Annotated in this window: 17 protein-coding genes and 2 pseudogenes; 11 read left to right on the top strand and 8 right to left on the bottom strand. The window is 64.1% G+C overall.

What is annotated here, in order from left to right; translation table 11 throughout:
- Window positions 1-10 precede the first annotated feature (10 nt).
- On the bottom strand, window positions 11-1,342 hold the full coding sequence (locus KIH76_RS02615; protein ID WP_219069225.1) for an MFS transporter: 1,332 nt from the start codon (window positions 1,340-1,342) through the stop codon (window positions 11-13).
- A 659-nt stretch (window positions 1,343-2,001) separates the two neighbouring features.
- Here KIH76_RS02615 and KIH76_RS02620 point away from each other — a divergent pair.
- The 7 genes and pseudogenes from KIH76_RS02620 to pafA form a co-directional block, all read left to right on the top strand.
- Window positions 2,002-5,368 (top strand): annotated as a pseudogene (locus KIH76_RS02620) (acyl-CoA dehydratase activase-related protein); the annotation flags it as partial.
- 86 nt (window positions 5,369-5,454) lie between these two features.
- Window positions 5,455-7,149, top strand: a pseudogene (locus tag KIH76_RS11740) (activase); the annotation flags it as partial.
- Between the two features lie 224 nt (window positions 7,150-7,373).
- Window positions 7,374-8,645, top strand: coding sequence for a glutamate-cysteine ligase family protein (locus KIH76_RS02625; RefSeq protein WP_214373218.1), 1,272 nt, complete (start codon window positions 7,374-7,376; stop codon window positions 8,643-8,645).
- 98 nt (window positions 8,646-8,743) lie between these two features.
- Window positions 8,744-10,384, top strand: coding sequence for a depupylase/deamidase Dop (dop, locus tag KIH76_RS02630; RefSeq protein ID WP_214373219.1), 1,641 nt, complete (start codon window positions 8,744-8,746; stop codon window positions 10,382-10,384).
- Window positions 10,385-10,510: 126 nt separating this feature from the next.
- Window positions 10,511-11,338, top strand: coding sequence for an inositol monophosphatase family protein (locus KIH76_RS02635; RefSeq protein WP_214373220.1), 828 nt, complete (start codon window positions 10,511-10,513; stop codon window positions 11,336-11,338).
- A gap of 87 nt (window positions 11,339-11,425) precedes the next feature.
- The gene (locus KIH76_RS02640; RefSeq protein WP_214373221.1) at window positions 11,426-11,617 is read left to right on the top strand and encodes a ubiquitin-like protein Pup; all 192 of its coding nucleotides are present in this window, start codon (window positions 11,426-11,428) and stop codon (window positions 11,615-11,617) included.
- Complete coding sequence (gene pafA, locus KIH76_RS02645) at window positions 11,617-13,077, top strand: Pup--protein ligase (protein WP_219069230.1); 1,461 nt, start codon at window positions 11,617-11,619, stop codon at window positions 13,075-13,077. Before KIH76_RS02640 ends, pafA begins: the two co-directional genes overlap by 1 nt.
- Before the next feature lie 141 nt (window positions 13,078-13,218).
- Here the strand turns inward: pafA and KIH76_RS02650 are convergent, their stop codons facing one another.
- The 3 genes from KIH76_RS02650 to purB all read right to left on the bottom strand — a co-directional run bounded on the left by KIH76_RS02650 (window position 13,219) and on the right by purB (window position 17,751).
- Window positions 13,219-13,500, bottom strand: coding sequence for an HU family DNA-binding protein (locus KIH76_RS02650; RefSeq protein WP_163228992.1), 282 nt, complete (start codon window positions 13,498-13,500; stop codon window positions 13,219-13,221).
- A 234-nt stretch (window positions 13,501-13,734) separates the two neighbouring features.
- Window positions 13,735-16,263, bottom strand: a complete 2,529-nt coding sequence (locus KIH76_RS02655) for a lysylphosphatidylglycerol synthase transmembrane domain-containing protein (RefSeq protein ID WP_214373223.1) — start codon at window positions 16,261-16,263, stop codon at window positions 13,735-13,737.
- A 51-nt stretch (window positions 16,264-16,314) separates the two neighbouring features.
- The gene (purB, locus tag KIH76_RS02660) at window positions 16,315-17,751 is read right to left on the bottom strand and encodes an adenylosuccinate lyase (RefSeq protein WP_214373224.1); all 1,437 of its coding nucleotides are present in this window, start codon (window positions 17,749-17,751) and stop codon (window positions 16,315-16,317) included.
- A gap of 255 nt (window positions 17,752-18,006) precedes the next feature.
- On the opposite strand from purB, the gene KIH76_RS02665 reads away from it, so the two are divergent.
- The 4 genes from KIH76_RS02665 to KIH76_RS02680 all read left to right on the top strand — a co-directional run bounded on the left by KIH76_RS02665 (window position 18,007) and on the right by KIH76_RS02680 (window position 21,643).
- Window positions 18,007-18,768, top strand: coding sequence for a response regulator transcription factor (locus KIH76_RS02665; RefSeq protein ID WP_214373225.1), 762 nt, complete (start codon window positions 18,007-18,009; stop codon window positions 18,766-18,768).
- Window positions 18,769-18,897: 129 nt separating this feature from the next.
- Complete coding sequence (locus KIH76_RS02670) at window positions 18,898-19,845, top strand: ATP-binding cassette domain-containing protein (RefSeq protein ID WP_214373226.1); 948 nt, start codon at window positions 18,898-18,900, stop codon at window positions 19,843-19,845.
- Window positions 19,842-20,717: an ABC-2 transporter permease gene (locus KIH76_RS02675; RefSeq protein ID WP_214373227.1), complete on the top strand. Its 876-nt coding sequence runs from the start codon at window positions 19,842-19,844 to the stop codon at window positions 20,715-20,717. The genes KIH76_RS02670 and KIH76_RS02675 overlap by 4 nt, the downstream gene beginning before the upstream one ends.
- Before the next feature lie 92 nt (window positions 20,718-20,809).
- Window positions 20,810-21,643 carry a sensor histidine kinase gene (locus KIH76_RS02680; RefSeq protein ID WP_219069232.1) on the top strand — a complete coding sequence of 278 codons (834 nt, stop codon included), beginning with the start codon at window positions 20,810-20,812 and terminating at the stop codon, window positions 21,641-21,643.
- A gap of 34 nt (window positions 21,644-21,677) precedes the next feature.
- Here the strand turns inward: KIH76_RS02680 and KIH76_RS02685 are convergent, their stop codons facing one another.
- The 4 genes from KIH76_RS02685 to KIH76_RS02700 form a co-directional block, all read right to left on the bottom strand.
- The gene (locus tag KIH76_RS02685; protein ID WP_214373335.1) at window positions 21,678-23,279 is read right to left on the bottom strand and encodes an alpha/beta fold hydrolase; all 1,602 of its coding nucleotides are present in this window, start codon (window positions 23,277-23,279) and stop codon (window positions 21,678-21,680) included.
- On the bottom strand, window positions 23,279-23,617 hold the full coding sequence (locus KIH76_RS02690) for a hypothetical protein (protein ID WP_214373229.1): 339 nt from the start codon (window positions 23,615-23,617) through the stop codon (window positions 23,279-23,281). The genes KIH76_RS02685 and KIH76_RS02690 overlap by 1 nt, the downstream gene beginning before the upstream one ends.
- A gap of 193 nt (window positions 23,618-23,810) precedes the next feature.
- A complete protein-coding gene (locus KIH76_RS02695; RefSeq protein ID WP_214373230.1) occupies window positions 23,811-24,389 on the bottom strand; it encodes a DUF6466 family protein in 579 nt (192 codons plus the stop codon).
- Window positions 24,386-25,414, bottom strand: a complete 1,029-nt coding sequence (locus KIH76_RS02700) for a vWA domain-containing protein (RefSeq protein ID WP_214373336.1) — start codon at window positions 25,412-25,414, stop codon at window positions 24,386-24,388. Before KIH76_RS02700 ends, KIH76_RS02695 begins: the two co-directional genes overlap by 4 nt.
- Window positions 25,415-25,428 lie beyond the last annotated feature (14 nt).

Below are 25,428 nucleotides of genomic sequence, written 5' to 3' on the forward strand. Positions count from 1 at the left end.
CGATCGTCGCTCACTTCACGCGCTTGACGGCGAGAATCAGCAGGCCGCCGATCACGCAGATGATCGTCTCGGTCGGGAAGATCCAGCGGTAGTCGTTGCCGGAGATCGTCAGGATCGCGCCGGCGATGGCCGGTCCGAAGATCTGGCCGAGCGTGTTCGCCATGTTGATGATGCCGAGGTCCTTCGCCGCGGTCTTCGGATCGGGCAGCACGGCCACGTTCAGCGCGCCGTCCACCGCGTTGTACGCGCCCATGCCGATGCCGGCCACCAGCGCGTACGCGTACATCGTCCACGGTTCGGCTGCGAAGAACGGGAAGAACGCGCCCACGCCGAGCATGATCGTCGTGATCGCGACCGGCAGCTTGAGCCGGTGGAACCGGTCGGCCAAGGGCCCCGCGATCACGCAGAACACGATGCCAGTGACCATCAGGATCATCGACATGATCTTCAATGCCGCGTTCTGGCCGTCCGCATCGAGCTTCATGTAGTCGCTGAAGATGTACAGCTGGTAGCCGACGATCACGTACTGACCGGTCACCATGAGCATCTTGCCGACGAGCGCGAAGTAGTAGTCGCGGCAGTTCTTCGTCGGGAACATGAAGTTGCGTTTGATCGACTCGGCGTCGAACTTGGCGCGCGCGGCGTTCAGATTGCTCGGCTCGCGCATGATGATCGGCGAGACGACGCCGCCCACGGCCGCGATGAGCGCGAAGATGAGCACGCCGGTCGAGATGGCCGCGTTGTCCTTGATGAAGCTCGACGCGATGATGCCCGAGCCGTAATTGCCGATGGCCATGCCGATGCCCCAGCACGAGGAGATCGTGCCGCGCCAGCGCGGGGCGATGCGGTCGGAGATCTGGGCGATCATCGGGGCGGTCACGCAGTTGAGCGCCACGTTGTACAGCGTCCAGATCACGAGCAGTGTCGGCCACGAGCCGGCGAACGCGAACCATACGAAGAACAGGCCGCACGCGATCGACGCGCACACGATCCACGGGGAGCGAGAGCCGAAGCGGGAACGCGTGATGTCGGACAGGGCGCCGGCGATGATGTTGGAGATGGTCGCGGCGATCATGGCGACCAGCGAGAACAGCGGGATGAGCGCGACCTTCTGGCTGGGGGCGAGGATCTGCAACTTGGCGGGCAGCAGCGTTGCGGACACGCCGACGTAGGCGAGCATCCAGCAGGCCGGGCCGACGAGGAGCCCTGCACCGAGGCGGGTGGGCAGCGTGGGCTGCTGGTCGTTGGTGACGCCGTACGCGGGCTGGTGTTCGGCGATTTCCATGGATGTGGTTGCGTTATCAGATCCGTTGCCTGCAGACGGCACTGTTTGTTCTGACATGCGATATTCTTCCTCTATTTGTCAGGCTTGTAGAAGGTCTGACTCCGTTTATTGATGATGTTTGCGTAAACATTTGCGTGATATATCATACGACATGCTGTGACATTGTGTGCACAAAAGTTACGAAATGTTGAACTTGCGACGGCAGATGTGGTGATGGACGCAGCCGTGGTTGCGGTGGCGGATACGGTAATGGCAGCAACGATGGGTGCAGTGATGACGGTGACGATGAGTGCGGTGGCGGGTGCGATGACGACGAAGACGCGATCCTGCGACCGTCAACCGTCATCATGTTCGAGTGATGATGAGAGCGGCTCGAACATAGTGATGATTCGGGTGGCTGAACCGTCACTATGTTCGAGCGGTGTCCGTAAAGACTCGAACATAGTGACGGTTACGGTGGCAGTCCCTTGGCCGCAATCCGACAAAGCGGGGAGACGTGCGGGGTTTACCGCCTTCCTCTGTTAGATAAATCACGCCGGCCCAGCTCCCCAGACGGCTGCTTGGGCGGGGCTTCAGACTACAGTATGAAAGCTGAGAGGCCGGGCAACGCATGAATCGGATGCGCCACGGGATGGCACGCATCCGCGACGGACGAACCGCGAAACAGCGAGCAGACCCATGATTTCATGCCCCGGAAGCAGCTTAAAGAGGTTTACATGGTGAACGAAGCACATACCGCGGCGGACCGCCACGATACGAAGCCGTTGCGCGTGGGACTCGACATCGGTTCCACCACGGTCAAGGCCGTGGTGCTCGATCAATCCGACTCACTGTCCGACACCATCTTCTCCGACTATCGCCGTCACCATGCCAACGTGCGAGCCACCGTCGCGGGACTGCTCGTCGACATCCACAAGGAACTCGAAACCCGAGGCCGCGGCGACGAGCCGATCCGTCTGGCCATCACCGGCTCCGGCGGCCTCGCGCTCGCCGACAGCATGCACGTGCCATTCGTGCAGGAGGTCATCGCCGAAACCGAGGCGATCGACAAGGAATACCCGGCCGCGGACGTCATCATCGAACTCGGCGGCGAAGACGCGAAGATCACGTACCTGAAGCCCACGCCCGAACAGCGCATGAACGGTTCGTGCGCGGGCGGCACCGGCGCGTTCATCGACCAGATGGCCACACTGCTTGACACCGACGCCTCAGGTCTCAACGAAATGGCAAAAAGCTACGAGAACCTGTATCCGATCGCGTCGCGCTGCGGTGTGTTCGCCAAAACCGACTTGCAGCCGCTCATCAACGACGGTGCCGCCAAGCCGGATCTCGCCGCGTCGATCTTCACGGCCGTCGCCACACAGACCATCGCCGGCCTCGCCTCCGGCCGCCCGATCCACGGCACCGTCATCTTCCTCGGCGGCCCGCTGTTCTTTATGAGCGAGCTGCGCGCCGCGTTCCAGCGCGCGCTCGACGGCAAGGTCGACGAGTTCATCGTGCCGACCAACGCCCACCTGTACGTCGCGTACGGCGCGGCATTGCAGGCCGACATGGACACCGACGACGAAGGACACCATTTCGAGGCGCGCACCTGCGACGACATCTTGCACCGTCTCGACGAGCTGAAGAACCTGCCGTCCAACACGCCCACCATGCCGCCGCTGTTCCCGACCGAGGCCGACCGCGAGGCGTTCAACGAGCGCCACCACCGCGAGCACATCCACATCGGCACACTCGACGGCGCGCACGGCCCGCACTTCCTCGGCATCGACGCGGGTTCGACCACCATCAAGGCGACCCTCGTCAACGACGACCGCGAGATCGTCTGGTCGAGCTATGCGAACAACGAGGGCAGCCCGCTGACCGCCGCGATCAACATCGTCAAGAAGATCCAGTCCCAGCTGCCTCAAGGCGCGTGGATCGCGCGATCCTGCGCGACCGGATACGGCGAGGGCCTGATCACCACCGGCCTGCACCTGGACGAGGGCGTGGTCGAGACGATGGCACACTACCGCGGCGCCGAAATGGTCAGCCCCGGCGTCACCGCCGTGATCGACATCGGCGGCCAGGACATGAAATACCTCGCCATCACCGACGGCGTGATCGATTCGATCGCCGTCAACGAGGCATGCTCGTCCGGTTGCGGTTCGTTCCTGCAGACGTTCGCCATGTCGATGGGCCTGACCATTCAGGAGTTCACGCAGAAGGCGCTCGCCTCGACCCATCCGGTCGACCTCGGCTCGCGCTGCACCGTGTTCATGAACTCGTCCGTCAAGCAGGCGCAGAAGGAAGGCGCCTCGATCGAGGACATCGCCGCCGGCCTGTGCTATTCGGTCGTGCGCAACGCACTGTACAAGGTCATCAAACTGCGCGATTCCGGCGAACTCGGCGACACCGTCGTCGTGCAGGGCGGCACGTTCCTGAACGACGCCGTGCTGCGCGCGTTCGAGCTGCTCACCGAACGTCAGGTGACCCGACCGAACATCGCCGGCCTGATGGGCGCGTACGGTGCGGCGCTCACCGCGCGCATGCACTACGAGGATATTGCCGACGACGATCACGAGCATGTACTCGCGGACGGATCGTCGGCCGAATCGAACGACGCGGCCGCCGCGAACGGCACCGGTACGGTCGCCGCCGACGGTGAGGCCAAGTCGGCCGACATGGCCGGCGTCGACGTGACCAATGCGGCCGACATTGCCGCCGGACACGAGCACGAGGTCGTCGTCGACGGCGTGCACCACACCGCATCGTCGATCCTGACCGGGGAAGCCCTCGACAACATGTCGATGACCACCGAACGCGACGTGTGCAAGCTGTGTCAGAACCACTGCAAGCTCACCATCACCACGTTCTCCGACGGCTCTCGCTTCGTGACCGGCAACCGCTGCGAACGCGGCGGCGACGCGAAGAAGCGGCGCTCCGACCGTCCGAACCTGTACGACTACAAGTACAAGCGCTGCTTCGCCTACCGCCGCCTGACCGACAAAAAGGCCACCCGCGGCGAGATCGGCATCCCGCGCGCGCTCAACATGTACGAGAACTACCCGTTCTGGTTCACGCTGCTCACCTCGCTCGGTTTCAAGGTCATGATCTCCGGCCGCAGCTCGCACGAACTGTTCGAGACCGGCATCGAATCGATCGCATCCGAGAACATCTGCTACCCGGCCAAGCTCGTGCACGGACACATCAAGTGGCTGCTCAACAAGGGCATCAAGACGATCTTCTACCCGTGCGTAAGCTACGAGGACAACCTCGTGCCCAACACCGACAACCACTACAACTGCCCGGTCGTGGCGAACTATCCGCTCGTCGTCGGCGCGAACATGCCCGAACTGCGCGCCGAGGGCGTGCGCTACATGCACCCGTACTTCAACCTCGCCAACCACGAGCTCATGGTCGACCGTATCGTCGAGGAGTTCGCGTGGGCGAACGTGACGCGCGAGGAGGCCGAAACGGCCGTCAAGGCCGCGTACGCCGAGGACAAGGTGTTCAAGAACGACGTGCAGCAGGAAGGCCTGAAGGCGCTCGCGTACATGAAGGAGCACGGCTGCCGCGGCATCGTGCTTGCCGGCCGCCCGTACCACGTCGACCCGGAGATCAACCACGGCATCCCCGAGACGATCTGCTCGCTCGGCATGGTCGTGCTCTCGGAAGACTCGATCTGCGAACTGCAGCCGGGCGAAAAGCTCGATTTGACCGAGTTCCTGGCCGCCGGCGAGGAGGACCCACGCAAGAAGAACGCGAACGGGTTCCGTCACGTCGGTGACCGCAAGGTGAGCGTCAACCGCATGCCGCTGCGCGTGACCAACCAGTGGGCGTACCATTCGCGGCTGTATGCGGCGGCGCATTTCGTTGCCTCGTATCCGGGACTCGAACTCGTGCAGCTCAACTCGTTCGGCTGCGGCCTCGACGCGATCACCACCGATCAGGTGTCGGAGATCCTCGCCGACAAGGCCGACGTGTACACGCTGCTCAAGATCGACGAGGTGTCGAACCTGGGTGCGGCGAAGATCCGTCTGCGCTCGCTCAAGGCCGCGGTCGAGGAGCGCGAACGCAACAAGGCGAAGGCGATTGCGGCCGTGTCCGCGGCGGCCAGTGCCGGTTCGCTCGGCGCGCAATCCGTCAGCAAGCATGATCAGGCGGTCTCCGCCGCGCCGTCCGCAGCCGACATCGAGGCTCGCAAGGCCGCCCAGGCCAAGGCGCAGGCCGATCTGGCCGCCGCGGAAACGCAGCTTCAGGCGGCGAAGGAACAGCTCGCCGCTGCGCAGGCAGCAGTCAAGGCCGCCGAAGCCAAGCGTGCGGCCGCCGGTGACGCTGCGGCTGCGGCCGCAGCACCAAAGTCGACCGGATTCCGCAAGACCGGTTCGGCCGCGCCGACCCCGGGCCGTCAGGTTTTGCTCGATACGACGATGGCCGCCAATCCGAAGCTCACCGAATCGGTGCGTCGCGCCTCGCGACTCGCCGCGCAGCGCGACATCGAGGCCGCCGCCTCACAGACTGGCACCGGCACATCGGCCGAAAAGCAGTCCAAGTCCGGCCACAACAACGCGACCATGTCGCGCTACGCGCACCGCCAGAAGTTCCTCAAGGACATGAAGAAGGACTACACGATCGTCGCCCCGCAGATGAGTCCGATCCACATGTCCCTGGTCGAGGCGGTCATCCGCTCCGGCGGCTACAAGTTCGATATCCTCAAGCACGCCAGCCGCGAGGACGTCGAAACCGGCCTCAAATACGTGAACAACGACGCCTGCTATCCGGCCATCATGGTCATCGGCCAGCTCATCGACGCGATCATCCAAGGCAAGTATGATCCCGACCACGTCGCGCTCGCGATCACGCAGACCGGCGGCATGTGCCGTGCAACCAACTACTTCGGCCTGATCCGCAAGGCCCTGATCGACGCGGGCTACCCGCAGATCCCGGTCATCGCGATCTCTACGCAAGGCCTGGAGGACAACCCGGGCTTCAAGGCCACGCCGGCGCTGCTGCATCGCGCGATCAAGGCGCTGATCCTCGGCGACCTACTCATGAAGTGCCTGTACCGCGTGCGTCCGTACGAGGTCGAGCCGGGCTCGGCAAACAAGCTGTACGAGCAGTGGGACACGATCGTGCGCGAGACGCTCGAACATCACGGCTTCTCGAAGACCGCGGCCAAGACCCCGTGGCTGGGGAAGGCGTACTTGCCGTACGGCACGCTCGCGGCCGAGATCGTCAAGTCGTTTGATGCGTTGCCGCTTAAGGACATCCCGCGCAAGGTGCGCGTCGGCGTCGTCGGCGAGATCCTCGTCAAATACCAGCCGGATGCGAACAACCATGTGGTCGACGTGATCGAATCGCAGGACTGCGAGGCCGTGGTGCCCGGCATCATGGAGTTCATGACGACCCGTCCGTACATCACCGACTGGAACGAACGCAACCTCGGCATGGGCGGCAATCAGCAGCTGTACGCGCTCATGCGCTGGGGCCTCGACCGGTACAACGCGCCGATCCGCAAGGCCATCGCGCTCGCGAACGGCAAGTTCAAGCAGGACGATCCGATGCCCGAGCTCGTCAAGAAGGCAGCCGAGGTCACGTCGATCGGCGTGCAGGCCGGCGAAGGCTGGCTGCTGACCGCGGAGATCCTTGAGCTGATCGAACAGGGATGCCCGAACGTGATCTGCGCGCAGCCGTTCGCATGCCTGCCCAACCACGTGACCGGCCGCGGCATGTTCGGCAAGATCCGCCGCCTGCACCCGGAGGCCAACATCGTCTCCATCGACTACGATCCGGGCGCGAGCGAGGCGAACCAGCTCAACCGCATCAAGCTCATGATCGCGGCGGCCAAGAAAGCTCACGACAAGTTGATTGCGGCGGATTAGTCTGTGATTGGGTGGCTTGGCCGCCGCCTTCGCGGGTTGCCTGTATTGCAACCCGCTCACTTCGCCTACGGACAGTGCACTGCACTGTCCGCTTAACGGCTCAGCCAAGAAAGCTCACGACAAGTTGATTGCGGCGGATTGATTGGCGGCCGGGTAGTCCGTTATCGGTTTTTCGTATAGCCGGACGGCCGCGTCGCGGCATATTCGTCGGCTAAGCTGGGCGCATGAGTACACCGCGCATCAGTTATGCCCATTTGCTGGCCAAACCGAATCCGAAGCATGTCCAAAGCCTGCTCGACTTCTTCGAGCATGGCCGGTCCAAACGCGGAACCGGCGGCTTCGGCGTGGAGATCGAACACTTGCCGGTGCACAACAGCGACGACACCGCCGTGAGCTACTACGAGCCGAACGGCATCGAGACCCTGCTCAAGCGCATCGCCCCGTACTACGACGAAACCAAGGAATACTGGGAGAACGGCCATTTGGTCGGCTTGGGCCGCGAAGGCATCGCCGTTTCGCTCGAACCGGGCGGGCAGGTCGAATGCTCGCTCGGCATCCTCAAGAAACCCGAGGACCTCAACACGCTGTACCGCTCGTTCCGCCGCGACGTCGACCCGGTGCTCGACGAACTGGGCTTCCGTCTCGTCAACTACGGCTACCAGCCGAAATCGAGCTATGCGGACGTGAAGGTCAACCCGAAGGACCGCTACGACGCGATGACCGCGTACCTGGGCCGCGTCGGCCAGTTCGGCCCGTGCATGATGCGCTGCTCCGCGTCCACGCAGGTGAGTATCGATTACGTGGATGAGCAGGATGCGATCGAAAAGCTGCGGCTCGGTACCGTGGTCGGTCCGATCCTCGCATGGTACTTCCGCAACACGCCGTACTTCGAAGGCGAGCCGAACCCATGGCCGCTGCTGCGCCAGCGTATGTGGGATTTCCTCGACTTCCAGCGCACGAACGTGATCCCCGGGCTGTTCGATCCGCGCTTCGGCTGGGAGGACTACGCGGTGGACGTACTGTCGACGCCGCTGATGTTCGCCGATCTGACGCATACGCCGGAGGCCGAGGGGCTCAGCGGCAAGGAACTGCATCACCCGGCGTTCTACGAGAACGCGGGGGAGGTGTACCCCGATCGTCCGCTCAACCCGTACGAGATCAACCACATCATCTCCACGCACTTCAACGACGTGCGCCTCAAGAACTTCATCGAACTGCGCCACTGGGATTCGCTGCCGCTGGCCCGTGCCGAACGGCTCACCGAAATCGTCGCGTCGTTGTTCTACGTGCCGGAGAACCGCGAACGGCTGGTCAGCTACTTCGATGGCATCCGCGAAGAGGACGTGTTCGAGGCGAAGACGAACCTGCAGGCGCACGGCCGCAATGCCGCGCCATACGGCCAGCCGCTCGAGTTCTGGAAGGAATTCCTCGGTCTCGAAGGCGTGCTGGCGGATGAGCCTGGCGATCCGAAGCACCCTGACGTGTTCCAGGAGTAATCCCCGGCAGACTCATGCCGGCGGTTCCCGCCCGTCCGCGCATTGGTTGGCCGGCCCGAATAGGATGCAAGAAAACAGGTGCATCGAAAGGGTCGACCATGAGCGTGATACGAGTGATGGGTACGGAAACCGAATACGCGGTGTCTCGCGCGGACGGGCAACACGCCAACCCCGTGCAGCTGTCGTTCGACGTGGTCGGCGCGGCAGCGACCGAGGCGAACGCGCACATCCGCTGGGACTACCGGCAGGAGGATCCGGTCAACGACGCGCGCGGCACCAGGCTTGAACGTGCCGCGGCCCGGCCCGACATGCTCACCGACGCGCCGCAGCTCAACATCGTCAACGTGATCGCCGCCAACGGGGGTCGCGTCTACGTCGACCATGCGCATCCCGAATACTCCGCGCCCGAAACCACCGACCCGTTCGAGGCGGTACGTTACGACCACGCCGGCGACCGCATCATGCTGGCCGCCGCACGCAAAGCCACCGATATCACCGGCCGGCCGATCGTCCTGCACCGCAACAACGTCGACGGCAAGGGTGCCAGCTGGGGGACGCACGAAAACTACATGATGCTGCGATCCGTGCCGTTCGACACCGTTGCACGCCTGATGACCGCGCACTTCGTCACCCGGCAGATCTACACCGGATCGGGCCGTGTCGGCATCGGCGAGCACAGCGAGACGGACGGCTACCAGCTGAGCCAGCGCGCCGACTACTTCCACATGAAGGTCGGTTTGCAGACCACGTTCGACCGTCCGATTATCAACACGCGCGACGAATCACACAGCACCGACCAATACCGCCGTCTGCACGTGATCGTCGGCGACGCGAACCGCATGGACGTGCCGCAGACCCTCAAGCTCGGCACGACGTCGATGCTGCTGTGGCTGGCCGAACATGCCGACGAAGCGGGACTTGACATGGACGACCTGCTCGGCCAGATCGAACTCGCCGACCCGGTCGCCGCCATACACGACGTCTCGCACGACCTGACACTCGCCGAACCGCTGCCGTTGGAGCACGGCGGCACGATGACCGCGTGGCAGATCCAGGTCACCCTGCGCGCCGCCGTCTACGCGGCGTCCGCAATGATGTACGGTACCGACACCAAGGGGGAGCCGGTCTGGCCCGACAAGCCGACGCGGTCGATCATGGCGATGTGGGGGCAGGCGCTCGCCGACACCGGGGCCATCCGGCACGCCGACGACGATCACCGACTGCAGCTGAGCGCCGAGGCCGGCCGCATCGAATGGCTGTTCAAATGGCAGCTGCTCGAAAAACTGCGCCGCAAAGGCTCCGGCAGCTGGCAGGATCCGAAGCTCAAGGCCGTTGATCTGAGCTGGGCCGCGCTCGATCCGGCGCGTTCGGTGTTCGGCAAGCTGCGTTCGCACACCGAACGCGTCAACACGGACGCCGAAATCGCCGCGGCGGCCGAACACGCGCCCGAAGACACCCGCGCATGGCTGCGTGCCGCGATCGTGAACCGGTACCCCGAACAGGTCGTTGCCGCGTCGTGGTCTCATCTGACGGTGCGCGCGCACCCCGATGCGGTCGACGACATCGACTGGTACGGCAACGCCAGTCGCCCGCAGATCAGACAGTCCGACCTGTTCACGCTTGACATGTCCGATCCGCTTCGTTTTGACCGGTCGGCATGTGAACGGATTGTGGACGAATGTTCGAGCGCAGCGGAAACGCTGTCGAGACTCTCTGCGATCATCACCACTTCCAGATAAAATCGAACATGGTAACTGAACGTTTCGCACAAGGGCACAGAGGAAGCCGGCGCGCCGGGCTCTTGGCGCCATGACGACCGAACATACAACCGCAATGCCGATATTCGGCGGTAGACGAGGAGACACATGGAACTGAGGGAACTTGCTCTGGAGGTGGCGCGCATCGCGCAGGACGCCGGACGGCACGCGCTGGGCGACCAGATGAACCCGCGCGATCTCAAGGGTCTGCACTTGGCCGAGGACAAGCCGTCCACCCTTGACGTGGATAACCGGCTCGTGCGGTTCATCACCAACCGTATTTCGTACGTGGAGAACTTCAACGGCCTGTGGCAGGACCGCCCCGCCGAATGCCATCCGGGGGAGCGCTACTGGTGCGTGGGCAACATCGACGGCATCATCAACTACACGCGCAACATGCCGGAATGGGCCATCACGATCTCGCTGTTCGAATTCAACGAGGAGCTGTCCGCCCAGCCGATCCTCGGCGTCGTGCATGCGCCCGGTCTCGGCCTGACTTATCTGGCCGCCCGCGGCCAGGGCGCCATCCGTATCCGCAAGACCGCGGTCGGCGAGAAACGTGAGAAGATCATGCCGTCCACCACCGCGCATCTGGAAGGTTCGGTCGTCAGCTACGGCATGTCCTACGTGCCCACCGAATCGAAGCGCGCGCTCGACGTGGTGAGCGCGATCGCCGGTCAGCCCGCCGACATCAAGCGTATCGGCCCGGCATCGCTTGACCTGTGCAAGGTCGCCGATGGCACCTACGACGCGTATTTCGAGCCGCACCTGCACAAGTGGGATGTGCCCGCCGTATCCGCCGGTGCGGTCGTATGCTGGGAGGCACAGGCCAAGCTGCGCACGTGGAAGGGCGGCCAGGTGCATTGGCGCCGAGGCAACGACATCGTCGCCTCGAACGGCCTGATCATCGATGAGCTGCGGCCGTATTTGCAGTGATGGAACGGTTATGATCGTATCGTGATCGCAAACGATTGCTCCCCTCGGGCCCTGCCCAAGGGGAGCATGTCTGTTATGGAGGGAACCATGCCTCAGGAATTTGTGCAGGGCAAGGCCGAACAGGCCGTCGAACACGGTGAGGAGACGACGCGCGTCGAAGCCGTCGAGGCGCAGGAGACCGGTGACGTGCTTGATTCGGTGCTGGACGACATCGAATCCGTGCTCGAGACCAACGCCGAGGAATACGTGAACAGTTTCGTGCAAAAGGGCGGCGAGTGATGCCCCAGCTGCGCGACAGCGGCAACAGCGGGCCCGGCGCATCGGTGCCGTTCTCCCCGCAGTTCGAAGGATTCGCCCGCATCTTCGGCGTGGAGACCGAGTACGGGGTGTCCGTCACGGGTGCGACCCGTCCGATCGAGGCCGGGCAGGTCGCGATGACGATGTTCCGGCCGATCGTCTCCCGGTCGCGTTCCACGAACACGTACCTGTCCAACGGATCCCGACTGTATCTCGACGTCGGCTCGCATCCGGAGTACGCCACGGCCGAGGCCCGTGACCCGCTGGACGCGCTCGCCCAGGATCTGGCCGGCGAACTGGTGATGCGCCGGCTCGCCGTGCAGGCGCAGGAACGGCTGCGTGACGCCGGATATGGCGAGGGGGCGCGCGTGCACGTGTTCAAGAACAACGCCGACTCCGCCGGACATTCGTTCGGATGCCATGAGAACTATCTTGTGCGCCGTTTCGTCTCGCTCGAACAGGTCGAGCACGAGTTGCTGCCGTTCCTCATCACGCGTCAGCTGTACACGGGCGCGGGCCGCGTTACCGACGAAGGCTTCGAGATCACCCAACGAGCCGATTACCTGGATGAGGCGGTGTCGTCGGCCACGACCAGGTCGCGTCCGATGGTCAACACGCGCGACGAACCGCACGCCGATCCGGAGGAATTCCGTCGTCTTCATGTGATCATCGGCGACTCCAACCGATCGCAGTGGGCGACCTGGATGAAACTCGCCGTGACCCATCTGGTGCTGTGCGCGATCGAAGATGCCGCGCGGCAAGGAAGGCCGAGCGGATTCGAATCGTTCGCATTGGCCGATGCGGGGGACGCCAACCGTGCGGTCAGCCGCGACCTGACCTGCCGCACTGCACGACTGCGGCTGGCCGATGGCCGCGAACTAGGCGCGTTGGACATCCAGCGCGGCTATCTGCATATCGTCGAACGGTTCATGGCCGACCGCCGCGAACCGATGAACGATGCGCTGCCGCACGACACGGCCGAACATATCCTTGACGAATGGCGGCATGTGCTGGATCTGCTCGAGTCCGGGCAAAGAGCCAGCCTCGCGGATCGCATCGATTGGGCGGCGAAGCTGCGCCTGTTCGACGCGTTACAGGCACGGCATGCCGGCAAGATCCCGCAGTCGAAGCTCGAGCAGCTCGACATGGATTACCACGACATCGTCAACGGCACGCTGTACGACTCGTTGCTGCGGCGTGGCGCGATGACTCGGCTGCTGGGGGACGACGATGCCCGTCAGGCATTGAGCGAACCGCCGGACGATACCCGTGCCGCGCTGCGCGGACGATTCGTCGCCGCAGCGTTGGCCGCCGGCGCGCAGTTCTCCTGCGATTGGACGCGACTGACCTTGACCAGTCCCGAACATCGCGAGGTCGTGATACTGGACCCGTTCGCGAACGATCCTGCGCCGGAATACCGGCAACTGCTGTCCGCACTGTAGAGCGGAGGGCGTTGTCGTGCGCGATCCCGAGCATCGCGTACCGTCGCAGCCCGGGCATGAAAAAGCCCCGACCGTCCATGGTCGGGGCTTATCTCGTCTGTCGTTGCCGAGACTACCGAGCGGAACCGCTTACTCGGTGATTCACTCGGTGACGGCCTTCTTCAGCAGGGAGCCGGCGGAGATGCGGACACCGTAGGTGGCCGGGATCTCGATGGTCTCGCCGGTACGCGGGTTGCGGCCGGTGCGAGCGGCACGCTTGACGCGCTCAGCGGAGAAGAGACCGGTCAGCTTCAGGCCTTCGCCGGACTGCATGGCCTCGATGAACACGTCCTGGAAAGCGTTGACAGCCGCCTCGGCCTGGGCCTTGGTCAGGTTGGACTTCTGGGCGATCTTCGAGACGAGATCAGACTTGTTGTATGCCATAAAGCATCCTTCTTGAGTCAGGGGATGGCCCTCCTAGGTCGAACCATCCACACGTTCATACTGAATAATAGCGCACGATCGCGCCAAATACCGCATTTTTCAAGGGTTTTCGAGGGAATTTACCCCGAAAACGACACATTGGACGCACCTGCGACAGCATTTGACCGTCCCGGGGGAGCGGAACGGTCGACAAACGGCTCCACCATTGGGCTTACGCGATGTGCTGGTCGGCGATCAGATGAGGTTGCGCCGGTCCAGCCATCGCATCGCCGCCGCACCCAAGGGGATGCGTACCCAGAAGAACACCACACGGTACAGCAGCGTCGCCGACAGTGCAACACCGGCGGGCACGCCCATCGCGCCGAACGATACGGTCAGTGCCGCCTCGACGCCGCCCAGGCCGCCCGGGGTGGGCACCGACGAGCCGACCGCATTGGCGATCATGAAGATGAAAAACGTTTCGATCGGATTCGTCATGTATCCGAACGCCAGCAGCGCCACCCAGAACCCCAGACCGGTCGCCACGTTGAGCACCAGCATACCTGCGATGCTCGGCAGCAGCTTCACCGGATCGGACAGGGTATCGACCAGTTGGCGGGCATAGGTCTTCACCAACGGCAATATGGTGCGTGCGGCGAAATGCCGCACCGGCGGGATCATCATCGCCACGGCCAGTGTCATCAACACCACGCCAAGCACCACGATCAGGGTGTTCGTCGGGATCATGCTGCTCAACGCGTCGCTGCCGGTGAACAGGCCGACTACCAGCGTGAGCAGCACCGTGCCGACATAATACACGACCAGCACCGCGCCCATGATCGCCGTGGCAGCGGTGTTGCGGTAGCCGCTTTTGCGCAGGAATTGCAGGTTGACAAACGCCGGGCCCACGCCGGCGGGCATCGACACCATTGCGAAGCTTTGCGCCACCTGCGACATGAATATGCCCACGGGATCACGTCGCTGCCTGTCCACGAACGCACCGAGCTCCAACGCGGATCCCAGCCACGCGACGAGTCCGAACGCCAGACAGATCACGGCCATCGCCGGGTTTGCATTGCGCACCGCGGAGATCACCTCGTCGGGCTTGAGCTGCGTGAACATCACGGATACCGCGACCACCAGCAGCGCCAGTCCGATGAACGAGCGCACACTGAACCGCGACAGCGTCACTGGCTCCGTCGTCTCGGCGGCATCCTGCGGCACCAGATCACGCAACCGGGCGCGCAGGTCGTCCAGCACATGGTTGTTCCAGCCGTCCAACGCGCGCGTCGCCTTCGGTATCGCCGCCTTCTGCACGAACGGGATCAGCTCGATGATCGTGTCGACACCCCAGACGCTGCGTCCTGCCGCGACCGCACGTTCCGGGCCGATCAGGGCGGCCAGCAACGCCAGCAGCTGCACTTGGTCGAGTGCCACGTTCGCCGCCGTGCTTGCATCGTCGCCGTTCTGCCATCCCGCAATGATCGGCGTGCCCGACTCAAGCCGGGCCAGTGTGTTCGGCGTGATGCGGCGGTGCGTGTAGCCTCGTCTGTTCGCCACGGACAGGAACCGCATCAGCGCGATCGCGTCCTCATCGCTGATCGTGTTGCGGTTGCATTCGTGCATCGCGTCATTGCCCTGCAGGACCAGAATCGACGATTCTCCCGTATCCGCCACGCCGTAGACGCGCGGCGTGGGCAGACCGCAGTTATGCAGCCCCAGCAGCATCGCCATATGATGCTGCGTGGCCTCGCGCGGGGAACGGTCGCGCCGCGTGGACACGCCGGTGAAACGAATCCACTGCCACAGTTGGCGCATGTATCCGGCCGTATGCGATTGGCTGTCGAGCACCGAGATCACGAAATGGCGGCCACGGTCGTCCTGCGCGTCATAGCGGCGTGAGCGTTCGACCAGATCGTCGTCGAGCGAGGACCGGGACGCGGCTGCGGAAACGGACTCGTCGCTGTCGATATGCCGGGACAGATACACCAGATGCAGATCGATGCCTGCCAAGGCCTGCACCAGCTCCTCGCCCCACACGCCCTGATTCTTGGTGCCGACCGCGAACCGCAGCAGCATGCCGATCAGACGGCCGATCGCGAACGACACCAGCACGCCGGCCACGGAATTGACCGACAGCAGCACCAGCAGCGCCGCCACGGTGTACAGGATGTTCCAGCCCCATTTGACGGTGGATCTTGTACGTCGCGGCCCGCCCGCCGTCAGCAAAGCGGCGGCGCCGGCGTAGAAATCGGGCAACAGACTGGACCCCGTCCAGCTGTTGGGCGAACTCAATGCGGCGATCAGCGTCGCGTCGCCGAAACGCGTCACGGTCAGGGAAATGCCCCACACGGCGCCCAAGGCGGCGAACATCGCCAACACCGACAATGCGGCCTGCATCCATGCGCGACTCAGCAGCAGCTGCGCGACCACCATCACCACGATGGAAACGATGGCCAGCTGCTGCAACAGCGTGGTCGGCAGATCGACCATCCAATTGAGCGCCTGCCCGGCCGTGTGTGCGTCGGTCTCGACGCCGGTGGTGATGCCGCGCAGGTACATGGCCGACAGCATCGCAACGACCGCAAGCACCACGGACGCGCCGGCCCGCAGCAGGTCGCCGACGTCATGGATGCGCCTCGGCGGCACGTCGTCGATGACGGTCGTGGTGACCGGAGCCGTCCCCTCGTCCGTCATCTTCGGAGTGATGTTCGTAAAACGCGATTCCGCCGACGAGGCGGTGCGCTCGTCGGCGGAATCGGTCGCATGCTGTTGATCGCTCATCAGAACCCTTCGCGATTGACTGCGTGCATGTCAGTGCGGCTGGGCCGCCGTTCAGCGGTCGAAATCGACCAGCTTGCTCGCCACGCCCGTGTATGTGGCCGGGGTGAGCACCTTGAGGCGTGCGGCGGTTTCGGGATCGAAGGACTGCTGGTCGATGAACGCCTCGACCTGTTCCTTGTTGATCTCATGGCCGCGCATGAGCTCCTTGACCTTCTCATACGGCTTGTCCATGCCGGGCAGGCCCTTGAGCTCGCAGGCGCGCATCGCGGTCTGGATCGGCTCGCCGAGCACCTCCCAGTTCTCGTCCAGCTCGCGCGAGATCACATGGTCGTTCGGATGGATGGACTTCAGGCCGCCCATGAGGTTGTACAGGGCCAGCTGCGAGTAGCCGAGCGCCGAGCCGATGTTGCGCTGCGTGGTCGAATCGGTCAGATCGCGCTGCCAACGGGACTCCACGAGCGTGGCCGACAGGGTGTCGAGCAGCGAGCAGGAGATCTCGAAGTTCGCCTCCGCGTTCTCGAAGCGGATCGGGTTGACCTTGTGCGGCATCGTGGACGAGCCGGTCGCGCCCTTGACCGGCACCTGCGCGAACACGCCGCGCGAGATGTACATCCACACGTCCACGCACAGGTTGTGCATGATGCGGTTCGCGTGGGAGACGGTCGAATACAGCTCGGCCTGCCAGTCGTGGGATTCGATTTGCGTGGTCAGCGGGTTCCACGTCAGTCCCATGCGGTTCGTGACGAACTCGCGGGAGACGGCGATCCAGTCGACGTCCGGGCAGGCGGCCAGATGCGCACCGAACGTGCCGGTTGCGCCGTTGATCTTGCCCAGGTACTCCTGGTTCTCGATGTGCTTCAACTGGCGGTTGAGACGGTAGACGTAGACCGCGAGCTCCTTGCCGAGCGTGGTCGGCGTGGCCGGCTGGCCGTGCGTGAGGGACAGCAGCGCCTTGTCGCGGTATTCGTCGGCCTTGGCGGCCAGGTGGTCGATGATCTCCTTGAACGCCGGGGTCCAAACCTGCTCCATCGCGTTCTTCACGCAACGGGCGATCGACAGGTTGTTGATGTCCTCGGACGTGCAGGCGAAGTGCACGAGGGTTTTCAACGCGTCGTTGATGTTGGTGAGTTCTTCCGGGGCCTTGTCGATCTGGTCGTCGATGTAGTACTCCACGGCCTTCACGTCGTGGTGGGTGACGGCCTCGTGCGCGGCGTGCTGCTTGATACCCTCGGCGCCGAAGTCCTCGGGGATCGCGCGCAGAAACGCCTTTTCTGCCTCGGTGAACGGCTTGACGCCGTCGATGATCGGCTGGTTGCCGTTGCCGTCGAAGCCGTTCGCCAGCAGGATCATCCATTCGACCTCGACGCGCATGCGCTCACGGTTCAGGGCCGGCTCGCTCAGGTATTCGACGAGCGGAGCGGTGGCGTTGTGGTAACGGCCATCGAGCGGGGTCAATGCGATTGCGGGGGAAATATCAGTAAGCTTCATGGATTCTAGGGTACTTCCAGCCGTGAACCGGACGACAGGGCGGTGTCAACGACAGTCCGGCACATGCCCGATGCGTACGGTATTGCCGAATGCTTCGGCGAAAACGTACGAATGGGCGATGTCAGCGTACGGTATTGCCGAGGTCGTCAGCGGAAACGTACGCGAAGCAGCCGTCAGCGTACGGTTGTGCCGACGGTTCCGGCAATAACGTACTGTGGGACGCGGTACCGTGGAACGATGCGGAGGGAGGCCGGCATGGGTGCGCGCATATTGGTGATCGAGGACGATGCGGACATCAACGAAGTGACCTGCACGCGGTTGAGCCGTGCCGGGTTCGACTGCACGGCCGCATACTCCGGTTCGGAGGCACGGCTGCTGCTGGAACGCGGGGCGACCGGATCGTCGGACGGCGGCTTCGACTGCATCATCACCGACCTCATGCTGCCCGGATTGAGCGGGGAACAGCTGGTGACGATGCTGCGCGAACGCGGGGCCGGCGTGCCGATCATCGTGATCTCCGCACGCGACACCGTCGCCGACCGCGTGACCTTGCTCAAGCTCGGCGCCGACGACTATCTCGTCAAACCGTTCGATCTGGATGAACTCGTTGTGCGCGTCGAAGCGCAGTTGCGCGGACGCGGCTACGGGCATGGCCGCACAACCGACTCGGTTTCCTCGGTCGAGAAAGCACCGGAACCGGTCGCCTCGGATGATCGCGCATCCCTGCTCACCGCCGGCCGCTGGACGCTCAGCCCGGCCGCCCACACGTTCGCCATCGACGGGCGGCCGGTATCCCTCACCAACACCGAATTCAACATCATCGAACTGCTCATGGCCCATCCCAGCACGGTCTTCACCAAACAGCAGGTCTACGAACTGTGCTGGAGGGAACCGTACATGGTCGACGACAACACCGTCACCGCGCACGTGAGCAAGATCCGCGCCAAATTGAAACCCTCCGGCACCGACTCGTATATCAAAACCGTCTGGGGACTCGGCTTCAAGCTCGACGTGTGAGCGTCGTCGATCGTCATACTTTCGCAAGGTTTCCGTGAGACTATCGCATGAGGTGAGTGGCGATTGCGCAAGATCCGTTCCGTACAGTGGGGTGCATCATCCAAGGAAACGTAAGGAAAGGAACGGAAGATGGACGCGATTCGCATACGGTCGCTTGCCAAACGGTACGCCGGCAAACGCGCGGTCGACCATTTCGACATGAGTGTGCCGCAAGGCGCGATCTACGGATTCGTCGGCAAGAACGGTGCCGGCAAGTCGACCGTGATGAAAATGATCGCCGGACTCATCACACCGAGCGGCGGCGAGATCACGCTGTTCGGCAACACGTCCGACGGCGCCGGCAATGCAGGCGGCGGCGTGCAACGCGTCGGCGCGCTCATCGAGAACCCCGGACTGCTGCCGCACATGAGCGCTTTCGACACGATGATGGCACAGGCGCTTGCCCTTGGAGTGGCCGATCCGAAACCCGTATGCCGCGACCTGCTCGACCAGGTCGGACTCGGCACCGTCGGCCGCAAGACAACCGGCGGCTTCTCGCTCGGTATGAAACAGCGGCTCGGGTTGGCGCTCGCCCTCGTCGGCGGGCCGGATCTGCTGCTGCTTGACGAGCCACTCAACGGCCTCGATCCGGACGGTGCGCGCACCATGCGCAATTATCTGGTGCAGCTCAACCAGCAGCGCGGCATCACCATCGTCATCAGCTCGCACGTCCTCGACCAGTTGGAACGCATGTGCACCCACTACGGCGTCATCGCGAACGGCCACATGGTGCGCGAAATGACCGCCGAGCAAGTCCAAGCCGAATGCGGCGACAGCCTTACCGTACGCACCGCCGACACCGCGACCGCGCTCGCCATGCTCGAGGACCGGTTGCCGGACAATCCGACAGATCCGGTGCGCTTCGCCGCCGAACCCGACGGCTCGATCACCATCGCCGGCGGATTCGACGCGGCCGAAGTATCCCGAATCCTGCATGAAACCAACCAAACCATCCTCGAACTGTCCGCGAAATCGCACGACATGGAAGACTTTTTCGTCGCTCTCATGGACGACGCCCATACGGAAGGGAGCCGATGATGCTCAACTTACTGCGTTCCGACCTGTACCGACTCATCCACGGCCGTAAATTCTGGGTCGTCACCATACTGGTCATTCTGCTGACCGCCGGTCTGCTCACTACGCTGATGCTGCTCGGCGCCGCCACGGGAGCTGCGCAAACCGACACCGACGGCGTTTCGGTCACGACTAATGCCACCGCCGGATTGGCGGCGACCGCCCGCATGATGGACTCGCATACCGCGATGCTGGCCAGTTCGGGATTGGGCGGCGGTTCCGTGTTGGCTGTGTTCGTCTCCGTGCTGGCAGTGCTCGTCGTCATGGACGACTGGGATGCCGGATTCGTCAAGAACCTCGTCTCCGGTCGTCCGAGCCGGACTGCCTACATCGCCGGCCGATTGCTGCTGTCGGTGCTGCTGTCCGTATGGAACGCGGTCGTGGCTATCGCCTCGCTGGAACTGGCCTGCTTTGTGCTCGGCGTGCGGTTCCGTCGTACGGAGAGTTTCGGCTCGTATCTTGGGTTCTGCGGCTTGAAGATACTGGGCGCGGCCACGCTTGTGCTGATCGTCGTCGCCGTGACGATGATCGTGCGGAGCAAGGCGTTCGGCATCGCCGCCGCGGTGCTGGTCGGCGCGGGCATCATGGGATCGATGACGAACATCGTATTGTCGGTGATCGCCGCGTATGCGCCGTGGACCGGGCAGTTGACGCAATGGCTGCCGTCAAACAACGCGAAACTGTATTCCGACAGTGCCGGACTGTTCGCCACGACGGCCGGCGGCATGTCGCTCGGCATGCCGGTCTGGGCACATGCGCTGATCTGCTTCGCCGGCTGGATCATCCTGTCCGTCGGCGCGACGCTTCTCGTCAACCGCCGTCGCGACGTGTGCTGACAATCGTTGCCATGGTGATTGTGGGGTTGCTGGTCGGACTGGTTGCGGGGATCGCGATCGGGGCGGCGGTGTATGAACGCGAGATGCGGCGGATGGCCAGGTTTCTGCGTGATCGACCGGCGGGAAGCAACGCGCGGCTGAACGTGGAACTGCCCAGCGGGGCGAGCCGTGAACTGGCACGGGAGATCAACGTGCAACTGGATGCGATACAGGGCGAGCGGATCGCCGCGATGGCCAAGACGCAGGAGTTCCAGCGTGATCTGTCGTCGTTGGCGCATGACGTGCGCACGCCGCTGATGGGCGCACAAGGTCATATCCAACTGGCGATGACGAAGGATCTGTCTGCGGATGACGGACGTCACCTGACGGTGGCGCTGCAGAGGCTGGATGACATGCGCGGGTTGCTCGACCAGCTGTTCGCCTATGCGCGGGCGAATGATCCCGATCGCACGCTGGATCTTGAGCCGGTTGCCGTGCAACCGCTCGTGGCGGAGGTGCTGGTCGGCCATTATCCCGAGTTTGAGGAACGCGGCTGGGAGCCGACCGTCGACTTCGACGACGAACGGTTCACGCTGGAGGCTGACCGGACCGCATTGCGTCGCATCGTCGACAACCTCGTCACCAACGCGTTGCGGCATGGCAGCGGCGCTCCCGTGATCACGCAACGCGGCGATGCCGTCTCGTTCTCCAATCCGATCAGCGCCGAAGCTGCTGCCGGCATCGATGCCGCCAAACTGTTCGACCGGTTCTATCAGGCCGACGATTCGCGCGGCACACACGGCTCCGGCTTGGGACTCGCGGTCGCACAGTCCCTGGCCCGGGCCATGCATCTGCATCTGGCGGCACGCATCGACCGAGATCCTGATACGAGAACCAGCGGGATTGTCATCGTCCTCGAACCGGCACCTGGCATCATGCGTTCTTGACGACCCGACCGGGTGAAAAACCGGCGTTTCCCGGTCAGTCGTCTGCGAGCGTATCCGTATCGATGCGGTGCGGAGACGGGGCGGTGGTGATGCCTCCGTGCATCATGCGGCCGCGATAGTAGCGGGTCTCCTCAAGCTCGCCGTCAATGACCTGCTGGAAATGCCGTTCGTGCGCGTCGACGGCGGGAGAGCCCAGGTCGGAGGCATTCCGATAGGCGGCCTGATGGTATTTGAGCCAGTGCGTGATCTCCTTGTCGTCCGGAGCGTCCTTGACTTCGGCGCCGGCGTAGTCGCGGCTCCACGACGACGATGCGGTGCCGGGCATGCAGGCCACGTCATCGTCGACCGTGCCGGTCGTGATGCCGTTGGCGGTTTTCGTCGCATAGCCGTGGACGGTCAGCCAGTTTTCGGTCGTGGGATTCGCGGCCCCGTCGAGCGCGGCGACCAGTTCGTCCTCCATTTCGATGCTGGTCACCCACGTCTTCGACGGGATCGGATGATTCGCGACCGGGGAACCGGCCGTCACCACATGCTCGATGGTGTACTGATCGGCCATATCCGCGGCGATCGCCGCGGCGACGATCCCGCCTTGGGAGTGGCCGATCAGTGCGACCGGCTCGTCGGAGCCGATGCCGGCCTGACGCATTGCCTCGACCACCATGCGCGCACTGTCCGCGTTCATACGTTGTTCGGGATCGTCGCTCATCAACTCGACGTTCTGCGCCCATCCGAACGGCGAATCGTCCTCGCCGTCCGTGCCTGGGATCGTTACGAGCCAGCCCACCGAATCGTCCGCTCGCCGGTACTTCTGGATCGCTATCGTCGCATAGTCCAAACCACTGTTCAGCTCGATCGTGCCGAGCCGTTCCTCGGCCAGCCGGCGCAGGTTCTCCAATGCCTGTGAGACGGATGAGGACGCGCCCACCACCGGCGCCCTGCTCGAGACCTCCTGCACGTCGAGCATGTCGCCCTGCCTGAGATCCTTCCACGGCTTGGTGACCCGCGCTATCCGGCCGGCCGCCACGTTCACCTCGTCGGTGCGGCCGATCCCGCCGATCGGATTGATGCCGCCCACGAACGCGCCCAGACCGCTCATCAGTCCCTCGTGCGTCTTGGCCGACGAGGTCAGTCCCCAGATCGGGTTGAACCGGCCTTCATGTAGGGATCCGGCGAGCATGCCTCCGCCGGCCAGCGCGGCCCCGCCGGCGGCCGAGAACTTCGGCTGGCTTGACGATATGCCTTGCAGCAGCTCGTTGAGCAGACGGGTCGCCCATGATTCCGACTCCGCATACAGCGAGTGCGCCCGGATCAGTAGCAGGGCCATGCCCGACAGTTCGTCGGCGATCAGACGACACCGGTTCGCATGGTCGGTGCATCGTTCCACCAGGCGGGCGTACGGCAGCGTGGCATGTCCGGGCATGGCGGTTGAGGGACTGCCGGACGCGAGCGTGGCGCACAACGGCACGCTGAACCGTTGCTGCGTCAGCCGCAGCGCCGCGGTGGACCATGCATTCGAGACCGCGCGCCAATCGGACGACGCGTCATGCAAAGCCCGAGCGGCGGCCCGGTATTCCTCGAACGCCGCAGACGAATACCGTCGTCCGCCGTGAATGACCGAAGTGACCTGCCATCCCATCATGCACCGCCGGTCCATGCCAGACGGTGCGTGACGGCGGCGTCATCGCACATGCGCCGGGCTTGCGCATCACAGTCGGACAGTCGTCGCCGGAACAAGGTGGCGGCATTGCCCTCCCAGGCGATATCCGAGGATCGCACATGCGCGGCCGCGGCATGCGCCGCCGCGTCGACCGTGCCACGTTCATGCATGGCGATCAGATCGCGGCCGTCCGTCACGACGGCGCGGCAGGCACATGCGGGAGACGATGCGCCGAAGAACGGGAACCCGCCGCTGACCTCGAACGGGCTGGACGTGGGGAATGACGATGCCGATTGCGGGAAATATGCGTTGTTCATGTTCTCATTGAACGGGATGCGGCTGGGCCCGTCCAACGGATACGGGACTGTGGACGCAATCGGCGGTCATCGGCGTGTTGTGGATAAGTCGCGGTGGATAATTCCATCCACAATGAGCCGCATTTCGGTACCGAACCGATTCACGGCACCGAGATACGGCTCGGACGTCAGCGTCAAGCCGCAGCCGAACAACTCACCAAGGCTTAGAACTGTTACCGGTGTTGTTCGTCGTTTCGGACTGCGATCCGTCGGCCGACGACCCATCTGCGGGAGCGTTCTGTCCGTTGGACTGCAGCAGTTCCTCCACCTGACGGCGCTGCTCGTCGGTCAGGCCGGACTGCGCCGAGCCGGAATCGTCCTGCGTCTGGTCGTTCGTGCCGCTCTGCCCCTCGGCCGTCTGGCCGTTCTGCTGATCGGTCTGCTCGCTCAGCCGTTGCCGTACCAGCTGCGTCAGTTTGGCGGAAACGTCGGCGTTCCTGGCGATCGCGTCACGTATCGACGGCAGCAGCACCGCACCGGCGGCCGCAGCGTCGCGGAACTGCGCGTCCGTCTGATCCTGCAGCGTGCTGAGCGCGTTGTAGTCCGGCGTCTCGGCGTTGACCGCCGCGATATGCTCCGTCAGATCGTCCGTGGCTCGGTTGAACGTGTCCACGGCGCGCAGGTTCACCGCCGCGAGCACTCCGAATACGACGAACACTGCGGCCGCCACGCCGAGCGCGACCCGCACCGCCAATCCCGCCCGAGCCTTGCGGGCCGAAGTCGTATCGCTCATATCAGCCTCCTCGACAATGCCAGCCACGAACCCGTCTCCCATGCCAGCAGCACCAGCGCGAGCAAGGCCAACGGCCAGACTACCGCGGTGGCGCGCGTGCGCTCTTTTACCGTTCGAGTGACCTGCCAGCGCGACGACAGTTCCTTGGACTGTCCTTCCGCCATGGTCGTGGTCGCGTTCACCGCAAGATACGATCCGCTCAGCTCGTCCGCGATGTCGCGCAGGTTCGTCTCATCCATGCGCGAGATGCCGGGCTGACCGGTGTCGGGATCAGTGACCCATGACCCGTCCTGCGTCTGTCCGCCGTCGGCTCCGTCCCGTATGACCGGGATCCTGCCGCCCTCCGTCGAACCCACGCCGACCGTGAACCCGTCGTTCACGTACTTGCGCAGCGTCGAATACGAACGCCGCGTCGTCGTTCCGGTCTCTTCGCCGTCGCTGATGAGATACACGATGATCGCGTCGTCCGGCCTGGATTCGTGCATCGCCTTGAGATTGACGAGCAGCTGGTCGAGGGGCGCGTCCAACGACGAACCCGCCGACACACTGGTCGCCTCCACGCCCAGCGTGTTCGCCCAGTTGCCGATCGCGCGCGCATCGGGGGTCAGCGGCACGTCCACCGTGCCGGACGAGCCGAAGCGCAATCCCATGAAACTGGCATCGGGGTACATCGCCGTGATATCGGCGACGGCACGCTTCGCGGCGTCGAGCCTGCTGATCGTCTCGTCCGAACCGTAGTGGGCGTCCGCAACGGCCATCGAACCGGTCACATCGACCGCGATGACCACGTCGGTCGCGTTGACGGCCTGGCTGGTCGTCGTCGAGACGATGCTGGGCGTGAGCGCCATCACCGCGAGCGTCACGCACAATGCCACGCGCCGTACGCAGGCCGCCACCGTCTCGTCGCTCGATCCGCGGTGCCGCACATGCACGATCACCGCGGCCGCCGCAAACGCCATCATGACCGTCGTCAGAACGATGCCGGCCGGCCAGCCGAGCGCGGGGGAGAACGTAAGATTCGTCAACATGCCGGTGAACG

The sequence above is a fragment of the Bifidobacterium simiiventris genome (assembly GCF_019331715.1).
GTDB classification, from domain to species: Bacteria; Actinomycetota; Actinomycetes; order Actinomycetales; family Bifidobacteriaceae; genus Bifidobacterium; species Bifidobacterium simiiventris.